Annotated in this window: 10 protein-coding genes and 1 pseudogene; 8 read left to right on the top strand and 3 right to left on the bottom strand. The window is 52.0% G+C overall.

Annotation, left to right across the window (positions count from 1 at the left end; all coding sequences use genetic code 11):
• Positions 1 to 58: 58 nt before the first annotated feature.
• The 4 genes from P6574_RS15930 to P6574_RS15945 all read left to right on the top strand — a co-directional run bounded on the left by P6574_RS15930 (position 59) and on the right by P6574_RS15945 (position 5,781).
• Positions 59 to 1,210, top strand: a complete 1,152-nt coding sequence (locus tag P6574_RS15930; RefSeq protein ID WP_310621252.1) for a putative 2-aminoethylphosphonate ABC transporter ATP-binding protein — start codon at positions 59 to 61, stop codon at positions 1,208 to 1,210.
• Positions 1,211 to 1,213: 3 nt separating this feature from the next.
• Positions 1,214 to 2,953 (top strand): putative 2-aminoethylphosphonate ABC transporter permease subunit, encoded by a 1,740-nt coding sequence (locus P6574_RS15935; RefSeq protein ID WP_310621253.1) that lies wholly within the window; start codon positions 1,214 to 1,216, stop codon positions 2,951 to 2,953.
• Between the two features lie 24 nt (positions 2,954 to 2,977).
• Positions 2,978 to 4,351 carry a (R)-1-hydroxy-2-aminoethylphosphonate ammonia-lyase gene (gene pbfA, locus P6574_RS15940; RefSeq protein ID WP_310621254.1) on the top strand — a complete coding sequence of 458 codons (1,374 nt, stop codon included), beginning with the start codon at positions 2,978 to 2,980 and terminating at the stop codon, positions 4,349 to 4,351.
• Positions 4,352 to 4,717: 366 nt separating this feature from the next.
• Positions 4,718 to 5,781 (top strand): IS630 family transposase gene (locus P6574_RS15945; RefSeq protein WP_310621255.1). Its coding sequence is split into 2 segments (ribosomal slippage): positions 4,718 to 5,201 and positions 5,201 to 5,781, totalling 1,065 coding nucleotides; the frame shifts between segments, so codons are not numbered across the junction.
• On the opposite strand, the gene P6574_RS15950 is transcribed toward P6574_RS15945, so the two are convergent.
• Complete coding sequence (locus tag P6574_RS15950) at positions 5,776 to 6,252, bottom strand: hypothetical protein (protein WP_310621256.1); 477 nt, start codon at positions 6,250 to 6,252, stop codon at positions 5,776 to 5,778. The genes P6574_RS15945 and P6574_RS15950 overlap by 6 nt on opposite strands.
• Positions 6,253 to 6,431: 179 nt before the next feature.
• Between P6574_RS15950 and phnX the strand changes: the two genes are divergently transcribed.
• Positions 6,432 to 7,280, top strand: coding sequence for a phosphonoacetaldehyde hydrolase (phnX, locus tag P6574_RS15955; RefSeq protein WP_310621257.1), 849 nt, complete (start codon positions 6,432 to 6,434; stop codon positions 7,278 to 7,280).
• A gap of 494 nt (positions 7,281 to 7,774) precedes the next feature.
• On the top strand, positions 7,775 to 9,556 hold the full coding sequence (locus tag P6574_RS15960) for a Na/Pi cotransporter family protein (protein ID WP_310621258.1): 1,782 nt from the start codon (positions 7,775 to 7,777) through the stop codon (positions 9,554 to 9,556).
• Positions 9,557 to 9,718: 162 nt separating this feature from the next.
• On the opposite strand, the gene P6574_RS15965 is transcribed toward P6574_RS15960, so the two are convergent.
• The gene (locus P6574_RS15965) at positions 9,719 to 9,970 is read right to left on the bottom strand and encodes an AMP-binding enzyme (protein ID WP_310621259.1); all 252 of its coding nucleotides are present in this window, start codon (positions 9,968 to 9,970) and stop codon (positions 9,719 to 9,721) included.
• A gap of 21 nt (positions 9,971 to 9,991) precedes the next feature.
• Between P6574_RS15965 and P6574_RS15970 the strand changes: the two genes are divergently transcribed.
• A complete protein-coding gene (locus P6574_RS15970; protein ID WP_310620039.1) occupies positions 9,992 to 10,129 on the top strand; it encodes a hypothetical protein in 138 nt (45 codons plus the stop codon).
• Positions 10,130 to 10,197: 68 nt separating this feature from the next.
• Here P6574_RS15970 and P6574_RS15975 read toward each other — a convergent pair whose 3' ends face one another.
• A complete protein-coding gene (locus P6574_RS15975) occupies positions 10,198 to 11,226 on the bottom strand; it encodes an IS110 family RNA-guided transposase (protein WP_310621260.1) in 1,029 nt (342 codons plus the stop codon).
• Positions 11,227 to 11,342: 116 nt separating this feature from the next.
• Between P6574_RS15975 and P6574_RS15980 the strand changes: the two are divergent.
• A pseudogene (locus P6574_RS15980) lies at positions 11,343 to 12,053 on the top strand (IS6 family transposase).
• The last annotated feature ends 123 nt before the right edge of the window (positions 12,054 to 12,176 follow it).

Genomic DNA, 12,176 nt, shown 5'->3' on the forward strand with positions numbered 1-12,176 from the left:
AACTTTGAGCAGGGCTTCCCCATAGCATACCACTAAGCTTTCCAGAGAGCCCCTTCCTATGACAAAATCCGTCGATAACAGTAGTTTAAAAACGAATGAACGCTTTCTGGAGGTTCATGGCCTCAATAAAAATTTCGGAAATTTTACTGCCCTTGAAAACATCAGCCTCTCCATCAATGAAGGTGAATTTGTTTGCTTCCTTGGCCCCTCGGGCTGCGGAAAAACCACATTACTGCGCGCCATTGCCGGCCTTGACTATCAAACCAGCGGCCAGATTTTCCAAAAGGGAAAGGACATCTCCGCCCTGCCACCGGTGAAACGGGATTTTGGCATTGTGTTCCAGTCCTACGCCCTGTTTCCAAACCTGAGCGTGGAAAAGAACATCGCCTATGGCCTTTCAAAACGGCAACTGGGAAAGAGCGCCGTGGAGGCACGGGTTCAGGAGCTGCTGACCCAAGTGGGCCTGCCCGATAGCGGCAAGAAATACCCCGCCGCTCTTTCAGGCGGACAGCAGCAGCGGGTTGCCCTTGCTAGAGCCCTTGCCACATCGCCGGGCATGTTACTTCTGGATGAACCGCTCAGCGCACTGGATGCAAAAGTGCGGGTGCACCTGCGCCACGAGCTGCGCGAGCTGCAACGTACCCTTGGCATAACCACAATCATGGTCACCCACGATCAGGAAGAAGCCCTTGCCATGGCCGATCGCATTGTGGTGATGAACCACGGCCACATCGAGCAAGTTGGCACACCCGAAGAAATTTACAGCAACCCGCAATCGGCTTATGTGGCGGATTTCATCGGCGAAATGAATTTCTGGAGTGGCTCCGTTGAAAGCGATGTGCCAGGTCTTTCAGGCCATGTGCGCATTGGCACCCAGCGCCTGCGCACAAATAGTAATGACAAGTCATTCCTCGCCGGTTCACAAGTCACCGTGTGCATCCGCCCCGAAGATGTTCAGATGCGCGGTGTAAAGGCGGACACTCCAAACAGTGTGCGAGTGAGCGTGAAAGATATCGAGTTTCTTGGCTCCTTCTGCCGCATTTCTATGACGGCGGAAGGTTTCGGCAGCAAACCGCTTATCTGTGACGTTTCCATGAACCTCATGCGTGACCATGCTTTGAAGGTGGGAGACGAAACCCTGATCGCCCTGCCAATAAGGTGCCTGCACCTGTTTTCCGAGGCCCACACCTCTCTAAATCAGGGAGTGTGATGCATGTCCATAGCTACCCAGCCAGCCAGCGCGGCCTCTAGCGCGCATGGAACCTTTGCCAGCAAAGCAAAACGCCTAAATGGCGACAACCTGCTCATGCTCATCGCCTTGGTAGGCATCTCCGTGTTTTTGCTCGCATTCTTGTTTGCGCCTCTTTACACGCTGCTTGCCAAGGCCTTCCAAACCAGCGAGGGCAACTTTGCTGGCCTTGCGAACTTTGCAGAGTATTTCCAGTCGGGCTCCATCAAAACCGCAGTCTACAACAGTGTGTTCATCGCCGTTCTGGTGACAGTCATCTCATCCAGTCTTGCCTTTGGTTTTGCCTATGCACTCACCCGCACGCAAATGCCGGGCAAGAAGGTGTTTCGCGTTCTGTCCTCCATTCCCATTCTGGCCCCTTCCCTTCTGCCCGCGATCTCGCTGATTTATCTGTTCGGCAATCAGGGCATGATCAATGAATGGCTTATGGGGCATTCGGTTTACGGGGCGATCGGTGTTACACTGGGATTGGTGTTTTACACCTTCCCCCATGTCCTGATGATCATGGTCACCGCCCTCTCCACCGCCGACGCCCGTCTTTATGACGCAGCACGTGCCCTTGGCGCAGGGCCGGTCAAAACCTTTTTCTCCGTCACCCTTCCCGGTGCCCGTTATGGTCTTATCAGCGCCGCCTTTGTGGTCTTCACCCTCACCATCACCGATTTCGGGGTGCCCAAGGTGATCGGCGGTCAGATGAATGTTCTGGCAACGGATATCTATAAGCAAGTGGTGGGACAGCAGAACTTTTCCATGGGCGCTGTTGTCGGTCTTCTCCTGTTGCTGCCAGCTGTGGTTTCCTTCTCGGTAGACCGCTATGTGCGCAAGAAACAAACCGCGCAGCTTTCAGCCAAAGCGGTTCCCTATCAGCCTGCCAAGAATAAAAGAAGAGACACCCTTTTCTTCCTTTATTGCTGCGCCATCAGCCTGTTTCTTCTCAGCATTTTAGGCACAGCTTTGCTTGCCTCGCTCATCGCCTACTGGCCCTACAACATGAGCTTGACGCTGAACCACTACAACTTCAACGCCATTGATCCCAACGGCTGGGCGGCGTTCTATAACTCTTTAAAAATGGCAGGGCTCACCTCTGTCATCGGCACCCTTGTTATCTTCCTTGGGGCTTTCTTCGTTGAGAAGAGTGTGGGCTATCAGCGCCTTCGTGCCAGTGTGCAAATGCTGGCCATGCTGCCCATGGCGGTGCCAGGCATGGTGCTGGGTCTGGGCTATGTATTCTTCTTCTCCAATCCGGAGAACCCGCTCTCTATGATGTATGGCACCCTGACCATTCTGGTGGTCTCCACCGTGACCCACTTCTACACGGTCAGCCACCTCACCTTCTCCACGGCTCTCAAGCAGATTGACCGCGAGTTCGAACTGGTTTCTGCGTCTCTCAAAGTGCCGCTTTATAAAACCATGTGGCGGGTGCATCTGCCCATTTGCCTGCCCGCAATCTCCGAGGTTGCCATCTACCTCTTTGTGAATGCCATGACCACTGTTTCCGCAGTTGTCTTCCTCTATTCACCCGATACCAAGCTGGCCTCCATTTCCATTTTGAACATGGACGATGTGGGAGACCAAGCCCCCGCCGCCGCGATGGCCATGATGATTGTGGCCACCTCCGCCGGCGTCAAGCTCGCGCACTCCGCCCTCATGCATGTGCTGCACAAACGCACCTCCGCATGGCGGCACGGCCGCTCTCCAGCTTAATTTTTTACTAGGAATAGGTTAGCCATGACAGTTCCAAGCCAGACCGAAGGCGAAGTCAACTTCTCCCCCCGCCGTAAAGAGTGGGCCAAAGATAATATTTCCGAGAAAGACGCGAAAACCTTGAAGCGCGACAGCGAAGCTTTCTTGCACCAGTCCGTCTCAACACCCTGCCTTTCGGTCATCACCGAGGCGGAAGGCGTCTACATCAAAGACGGCAGTGGCCGCAAGTTCATGGACTTTCATGGCAACAACGTGCACCACATCGGCTATGGTCACCCGCGCCTGAAAAAAGCCATTGCCGACCAGATGGACACCCTCCCCTTCGCCCCGCGCCGCTACACCTGTGATCCGGCCATTGAACTGGCGGAGAAGCTTGGCGAAATTTCACCGGGTAACTTAAGTAAAGTGCTGTTCACCACCGGTGGGTCAGATGCCAACGAGGTGGCCCTAAAAGTTGCCCGCGCGGCAACCGGCCGTTTTAAAACGGTTTCTTTTTGGGATTCCTTCCACGGTGCAGGCTTTGGCGCATCTAGTGTTGGCGGCGAGCAGATGTTTCGAGGTGGGCCCATCGGCCCTCTTCTGCCGGGCTCTGAACATGTGGCCCCGTTCGGCTGCTACCGCTGCCCCTATGGCCACGCCTGCAAGGAGGACGGCACACCGGACTTGAAGCGCTGCGGCATGACCTGCGCCAACATGGTCAAATACGTCTTGGAAAAGGAAGGCGATGTGGCCGCTGTGATAGCCGAGCCCGCCCGCGCTGTCCCTTACCTGCCGCCCGAAGGGTTCTGGCAAGAGGTGAAAAAAGCCTGCCACGCCCACGGCACCCTTTTGATCTTTGATGAAATCCCCACCGGACTTGGTAAAACCGGCAGAATGTTCGCCTGTGATCATGATGAAACCGTGCCCGATATCCTCGTCATGGGCAAAGCTCTGGGCGGCGGCATCCTGCCCATCGCCGCAACCCTGTGCGCACCGGAGCTGGATGTGGCCGGTCACTACGCCTTTGGCCACTACACCCACGAGAAAAATCCGGTCACCACCCGCGCCGCCCTCACCACAATCCAGATCATCGAAGACGAAGGCCTCGTTGAGAACGCCGCCAAAGTGGGCGCCTTCGCCTTGGAGCGCATGAAAGAGATGAAAACCAAATACCCCAGCATCGGCGACGTCCGCGGCCGCGGCATGCTGCTCGGCATGGAAATGGTCGAAGACCGCGCCAGCAAAGCCCCCGCAAACGATCTGGCTGAAAAAATCTACTACGCCGCCTTAGACCGCGGCCTCAGCTTCAAAATCACCATGGGCAACACCATCACCCTCACCCCCCCGCTCATCACAACCTATGAGCAAATGGCGTGGGCTATGGATGTTCTGGAGCAGTGCGTGAAGGAGGGGCTTTAGCCTCCTCCTCAATACGCGCGCGCGTCATCCCGCGCTTGACGCGGGATCCAGACAACAAGCCGCGCCTCCAAACTGCACGCCCCTAGATTCCGGCTCAAGCTTCGCTTGTCCGGAATGACACCTGTGCACTGTGGTGTTTTATGACACTTCTCGCTCTCGAAGTTTGATGGCTAGGACTTGCGCAATAATAAAACAGGCAAAGACAGGCAACGGGTATATATATGGAATTGAAAGTCCCGCTAGAATAAGCGCGCTGCTTGCTAAAAGCATGATTGAGTCTAATACCAACGGCACCTGTTTTTGACTCGGGATGAGGATTCCCAAATCACTTGAATTGTGATTCAACATTGGGAAAGGAGATTCCCAATGTCAGCGATCCCATTGCGCCGAGACTATGATGCTTCTTCGTTACGAACTCTTGCTTGTCAAAGTAAGGATGTCAGGCAGAGCCGCCGCCTTCTTGCTCTTGCTGCTGTTTATGATGGGTTGTCGCGCTTGGAGGCGGCACGCATGGGCGGCATGGACCGCCAAACACTGCGAGACTGGGTGCATCGGTTTAACGCAGAAGGGCCGCACGGCCTGTACAATCGTAAGAGCCCGGGCCGTGTCCGGTGGTTAAATAAAGAGCAAATGGCTGAATTTGCAGATCTGGTTGAGGCTGGGCCTGATTTACAACAACACGGCGTAATTCGCTGGCGTCGGCGGGATCTGCAAGGTGTGATCGAGCAGAAGTTTGGGGTCAGCTATAGCGAAAGGGCTATTTCAAGCCTCCTCAGAGTTCTGGGATTTTCTCGGGTCAGCGTTCGGTCACAGCACCCGGCACAGGACGAGCAAGTTATGGAGACATATAAAAAAACTTCCATGCCCGGCTTAAAGAAATAAAAGCGCGCTTGCCCTCACAAACATCCATGGAAATCTGGTGGCAGGACGAAGCCCGCATTGGTCAAAAAAATGGGCTCACCAGAAGGTGGGCAAAAAAAGGAACGAGACCACGGGCTCCCAGCGACGGGCGCTATCAATCAACTTATGTATTCGGGGCCATCTGCCCCGCCCACGGCAAAGGGGCAGCACTTGTTTTGCCCAAAGCCAATACCAATTCCATGCAGCTTCACCTTAAAGAAATCAGCCGAACCGTCGCCAAAGGGGCGCACGCAGTGGTCCTGATGGATCAAGCGGGTTGGCATACAACGGCAAAACTGAAGTTGCCTGATAATATAACCATCTTGCTGCTCCCACCCCGTTCTCCGGAGCTCAACCCGGTTGAAAATGTTTGGCAGTACTTACGGCAAAACTGGCTCTCTAACCGAACCTTTCAAGACTACCAGGAAATTGTCGATGCCGCCTGTTCCGCTTGGAATAAGCTTATTCAACAACCCCACACAATCACATCAATCGGTAGACGAAATTGGGCGCATACAGGTCAATTATAAGTGCCGTTGGTATAAGTTCGTATAAATCAAGAATATATAAGTACGAGGGGTTTCGGGAGGTACATTAGTTGCAATTGCATACCAAATCAGAACTTGGCCCCTTATTAAAAAAATAGTCGTTGTTATTCCAAAAACACCGATAGTAGCTTTCAGCCAACCTTTTAGCCCCGTGTAACCAAAGAGCCTCCACCAAGAACATGTGCCAACGAAACTACTAAAAAGTATAGCACCCTTAGTCAGCCAAACTGGATATGGCAAGGGTTTACCCAAGCCCCATTCAACACTGCAGACAGCCTCCGCTAATAAAAAAAATAGCCATTTAATGTTATTTATTTTCATTTCATTCCAGTATTCGTAAAGGCTCAAGCACTGCCTCTCTTGCCGCTCTATATACATTAACGAAAAGTTAATAGAACCCACTTCACAAAGCACTCCCACGTCATCCCGCGTTTGACGCGGGATCCAGATCATAAGCAGTTCTGCTCTGCACTCTAGACACTGGCTCAAGCTTCACTCATACGCACATCATATAACTAATATCTATCAAAACAATCAGAAATAACGATTTGCCTTATATCTTGCGGTTTGTCATAAAAGTTTCAGAGACTTAGCGGATCCTCCGTTCACCGAAAATCCATTGGGAGTAAAGCATGAGTGCCCTTGCAGATTTTGTCTACAAGCGTTCGTATCAAGGAAAAATCAAGGCCGCAATTCTGGACTGGAGCGGCACAACTGCCGACGCCTATGTTATTGCGCCAACTGTTGTTTTTGTCGAAATCTTCAAAAAGCACGGCGTTGAAATCTCCATGCTTGAAGCTCGAGGTCCTATGGGTCTTCGCAAGGATAAGCACATCCAGACCCTTCTGGAAGACCCAAGCATTCGCGAGCGCTGGAAAGCTGTAAAGGGCGTGTACCCAACGGATCAGGACGTTCAGATCCTGTTTGAGGAAGCCGTTCCCGTGCAGCTGGAAGTGCTGCCAAAATACACTGGCCTGCTGCCCGGCGTTCCAGAAGTTGCCAAGAAAATTCAGGAGAGCGGCGTTAAAATCGGCGTCACCACCGGCTTCACCAAATCCATGGTGGATGTGCTGCTTAAGGACGTTCTGGCTGCTGGCTTCCATCCAGATTCCACTGTTGCGGGCGATGAAGTGACCAACGGGTCCCGTCCAAAGCCACACATGCTTTATAAAAATCTGGACATGCTGGACATCACCTCCATTCAATCCGTGGTCAAGGTGGATGACACCACAACCGGCATTGATGAAGCTTTGAACGCTGGTTGCTGGGCCGTGGGCGTTGCCCGCTATTCCAACTACATGAACATCAACAGTTATGAAGAAGCCGCAGCGCTTCCACAGGAAGAGATCGACCTGCGCGTTGAAGCCACCCGCAACATTCTTCGCAAGGCTGGTGCCCATTATGTGATCGACAGCATTGTGGATCTGCCGGAGGTGATCGAAGACATCAACCGCCGTCTTGCCCTTGGCGAAAAGCCGTAGGGGCATAAAGCCAATAATTTGAAAAGGTGTGTTGGTTTACACCGCACCTTTTCAAGGCTCTAAGTCACCCCGCGCTCCCCTTCACCGGAACACCAACGAAAATTATCCATAAAGTTTTTTTAAGTGTTCCTACAATTGACCATTTAGCCAGCTAAGTGGTAGCCATAGTAAGATATAGCAGGCCCTTTATTCAAGGTCGTAACGTGCATATTGAACTTGAAAGCAAATTACAAATACTTGAAATTGTAAGCAGCTTCCTTTGTTCATTTAGCATCTTCATAAAATATACTCATATTTTTGATTGAAGATGCGCTTAAAAACAACGAATTAGATCATAAATCACCCAAATAACTCGGAGAGTTATGTTCTAAGAAAACACAAAACAGGGTTATCCTGGCAACTTCAATGGAGATGCACCGAGAACTCTGATTGTTTTAGCGCACTGCCCTGCCTGATAAATGGCCTCCCTACTAGAATGTATTGGAGCCATTACAATGAATGCATTCGAAGTTATTCTCCATATGTGTGCAGGCATTGCCCTCTTATTCTGGGCAACTCGCATGATCAGAACAGGTGTTGAACGCGCTTTCGGCAACCGCCTTGCAGGCTTGCTCAATGCCTCCACGTCCAATCGCTTTGCAGGGTTCGGCACCGGCCTCGTTGTCTCCACCACACTGCAAAGTTCCACGGCAACGGCCATTCTAACGGGCGGCTTTGTCAGCCGCGGGCTCATCACACTTGCAGGTAGTCTAGCCATTATGCTTGGGGCAGACCTTGGGTCCACCCTCGTGGTGCAAATCATTTCCATGGATATCAGCTGGCTTCTGCCCACCTGCCTTATTATTGGCGGCGGGCTGTTCTGGCGCGGCACATCCCGCTCCCATAAACAGGCTGGCCGGATTATTCTGGGTGTGGGCCAGATGCTTCTGGCACTTTCCCTCATCAGTGCGGCCTCCGCCCCCCTTCGTCAAAGTGAAGCGCTTCCCGTATTACTGAACCTGCTTTCGGGAGACCCTGTTGTTGCCATATTGAGCGTTGCAGCCCTCACTTGGGTCCTGCATTCCAGCGTTGCGGTCATCCTCATCACCATAACCTTGGCCAGTTCCGGCGTTATCCCCCTTCATCACGCTGTTCTGTTTGTGTTGGGAGCCAACATCGGGTCAGCAATTATTCCCCTTGTCCTCACAATGAAGGAAACACAGGACGTGCGCCGGATGGCTCTTGGAAATTTACTGTTCAAGGTGGCCGGTGTTGTCGTCATGCTGGTACTCCTAAACCAGAAGATAATTCCTCCCTCCTTATGGGGAGCAGAACCTGCACGGGCCTTGGCAAACTTTCACAGCACGCTCAATCTGGCCCTTTCCCTCATTGGCCTGCCCTTGTGCGGCCCCATGGCAGCCCTATGCCAGCGCCTGCTCTCCAAGCCTGAAGAAGATACACCGCTAGACGCAGAAAAGCGCCATAGCCTGCTTGATCCAACTCTGCAGGAAAATCCTAGCCAGGCATTTCCAACTGCAATGCGCGAGCTGCTGCATATGAGTGAAAAAGTCGACACAATGCTGCGCGGCGTTTTAACCGCCTTTGAAAACGGCGATAAAAGCCAGATCAGGCAGCTCATGGGTATCGATGACGAAGTTGACGAGTTACATAAGCTCATCAAGGAATACCTGACCAATGCCGCATCCGAGACTATGAGTGAAGAAGAGTTCCAGCAATACTCCGATTTGATGAACTATTGTGTCCGGCTGGAACATGCGGGCAGCATCATCCAACGCAACTTGCTCAAGCTGGCGGAAAAGAAGCACAAAATCGATACAGATTTCTCCAGCGAAGGCTGGCGGGAAATCTCCACAATCCACCGGATGACACTGGAGAACCTTCAACTCTCCTTAAATGTACTTGTGAGCCGTGATCTGGAAGCCGCCCGCCAGCTCATCACCCGCAAAGACGAACTGCGCCAGATGGAAGTGGAAAGCCGTCGCAACCACCTTCTTCGCCTGTCGCAGGGCAAAACACCAAGCCTCAACACCAGCTCCATCCATCTGGAAACCATCCGCGACTTAAAGAACATCAATGCCCTGTTCACTTCCATCGCCTATCCACTGGTCAGCGAACAAGGAGGCTTGCTGGATAGCCGTTTGGCACAGGTTCCCTCTCCCCACCCTGACGGGCCATCCGCTAAAGAGATTCCAACAACCATTGAATCCGCTCATGATTTGAAAAAGAAAGACAAATCCGGGAACAAGAAGAAGCACTACGCACTCCAAAACGCTTAAATCACTCTGCCTTGAGTGCGTGTTCCGTTTGACGGGATTCCATGAAACGACAACTTATACCAAGCTCCATTATTTGGAACCTGTAGGTTCCTCTTATTGCTGGCTGGGATTACATCAGTGCAGTATTTCAATGAAAGACGTCACTGACGTAATGGCTTTCGCTCAATCCCTGTAAAACATATCATTTAGCCTGTGCTTCAGGATTTTGCTGTTGGAAGCCATCGGCATACTCTCAACAATGATAATGCGAGCGGGACGTTTGTAGGAGACCAGCTTATCTTTCAAAAATTCCTTCAAGTCATCTTCGCTGCAGGAACTGCCGGACTTTAGACTGACATAGGCAATCACATTCTCATTGTTGGTTTCTGTCTTGTGTCCAACAACACCGCAGGGGGCATTGCCATCTATGAACACGCCCCGGATTGCAAGCGTTTTATGAGTTTTAGCAATGTAGGTTTTCAGTCATCTATCCGGCCTGTTTGCGCGGTCTATTCCGCTGGCCCTGATGGAATTCGTAGACCAACACCCAATCAAGTTGGCGAGCTCGAAGCTCCGACAATGCCACGGGGTTAGTTGGTCCCGGTTACCCTGTTTTGCCATCACATCACGATCACCCTCGCAATTGGTTTTAGTACGACGCTTTATACTTCCACTGAGTTGTACCGATATGTTTGCGACTTGCTGAGCAGGGCCCAGACGGTGCGCGCCATTTTATTGGCCATGGCAACCAGGACTACGTTGGTCGGGCGCCGTTCAAGCAATGCCTTTTGCCACTGGGACAAACCGTCCTGTTTTCGCCGGGACCAGCCCAAACTTGCCCTTGCCCCGTGAACCAGAAGCTTGCGCAGATAGCCGTCACCGCGTTTCGATATTCTTCCTAATTTTTCCTTACCGCCGCTCGAGTACTGTTTAGGCACCAAGCCGAGCCATGCGGCAAGCTGGCGGGCACTGCGGAACTGGGTAACATCGCCGATTGTTGCAACCAACGCGGTCGCAGTGATGACGCCAACTCCGGGAATCGTCTCCAGCCGTTTGCTGTCTTCATTGTCGGTGTGCCACTCGTTAAGCTTTCTTTCCAGCGCCTTGATCTGTGTTTGCTTTTCTTTCAACTGCTCTGCCAAAAAATTCAGGGCTTTACGTGCTAGGGCTGGCAGACGAGTGTCTTCCGAGTCTTTGATGACTATGATAAGTTCGCTAACCTTTGCTGCGCCAGCGCCTACCACGAGGCCGAACTCGCCGCAATGGCCGCGGATTGCATTGATCAACATTGTCTTCTGGCGTACCAGAAGTTCGCGAGTGCGATGCAGGACTAGAAGAGATTGCTGTTCCGCGCTTTTTATTGCTGCAAAACGCATAGTCGGGCGCTGAACCGCTTCGGCGATTGCTTCCGCATCAGCCGCATCGTTCTTCTGGCTCTTTACAAACGGTTTGACATATTGCGGTGGAACCAGCTTCACCTCATGGCCCAATGCTTGCAATTCACGAGCCCAGTAATGCGCGCTGCTGCAAGCCTCCATGCCAACGAGGCAGGGCTCGATACCCGCAAAAAACTCTATGACTTGACCACGTCGCAACCGCTTGCGAAGCAAAGGGGTTCCCGCTTCATCCGCGCAGTGTACCTGAAAGATGGATTTCGCAAGCTCCAACCCAACCGTTACAATCTTAGTCATGAACGTTCCTCTTGATCGCTTAATTAACGCACATCAGTATGCCTCACTGCGAGGCCGGAGGGGCGTGTTCATTTCATCAAGTTGTTTGGGTTTAGATTTTCAAGTACGTAGTTGCGATGAAAATTCCCAGCCATTATTCCCGTTTGAAGGGTTTCCGTTTTCCTCGTGAAATCATCGCTTATGCTGTGTGGGCATACTACCGTTTTGCCATGAGTACAGCCGATGTTGAAGACCTTTTAGCGGTACGTGGCGTTATCATTAGCCGTGAAACGGTGCGGTTGTGGGTTAACCGCTTCGGACGCCATTTTGCCGACTGTATCCGCGGGGACCGGCCAAAACCTAATCGAAAATGGCATCTGGATGAAATTGTCATTTCAATCAGCGGTACGAAATACCGGCTATGGCGGGCCATTGACGGGGATGGAGATGTCCTCGACATTTTGGTGCAAACCTACCGGAATGCCAAGGCAGCCAAGCGTTTTTTCAAGAGACTGGTCAAGCAATTTGGCGAACCACGGGTGGTGATAACGGATAAATTACGCAGCTACATCAAACCTGTTAAGTCTCTGGCCCCTGACGCGGATCACCGTGCACATGAAGGGCTGAATAACAGCATTGAAAACTCTCATCGCCCCACACGAAAACGGGAGAAGATCATGGGGAGGTTTAAGTCGCTCCGGCAAGCGTAACGCTTCCTTTTAGCACATGATCAAATCAATACCATCTTCCGTCCTCGCCGTTATAATCTGTCCGCTCCCTCCTATCGCCACGCTAGAAATGATGATCTCAAACTTTGGGCTGATTACACAGTCGCAATGGTAGTCTAAGACTTGCCTGAATAAGGCTTTTCAACTTGCATCAGATAACGTGGCAATCCCGGTGTTGCCTATTTTGATTCTTTTTTGGCTCATACGGGTAAGGCATATAAACTTGAATTGTGTGAGCAGTCG

This window comes from Pseudovibrio sp. M1P-2-3 (genome assembly GCF_031501865.1).
In the GTDB taxonomy this organism is placed as follows: domain Bacteria; phylum Pseudomonadota; class Alphaproteobacteria; order Rhizobiales; family Stappiaceae; genus Pseudovibrio; species Pseudovibrio corallicola.